General features: G+C 35.5%; 1 pseudogene. It reads left to right on the plus strand.

The features are described 5' to 3' along the window. Positions 1-165, plus strand: a pseudogene (locus V6256_RS16090) (lipid II flippase MurJ); the annotation flags it as partial. Between the last annotated feature and the right edge of the window lie 46 nt (positions 166-211).

A 211-nucleotide genomic window follows, 5' to 3' on the forward strand; every position in this document is an offset into this window, starting at 1 on the left:
GGTGTTTTTATTGGTGGTTTTATTCAGTATATATTTCAAAATCCATTCTTGAAAAAAGAAAACCTACTGCTTAAACCTACTAGGCAATGGCATCACCCGGGTGATGTAAAAATTCGTACATTAATGATTCCTGCATTATTTGGTGTGTCGCTAAGCCAAATCACCTAATTGCTTGATACCTTTATTGCCAGCTTTTTACAAACAGGCTCTA

The sequence above is a fragment of the Psychromonas aquatilis genome, assembly GCF_038155185.1.
Classification (GTDB): Bacteria; Pseudomonadota; Gammaproteobacteria; order Enterobacterales; family Psychromonadaceae; genus Psychromonas; species Psychromonas aquatilis.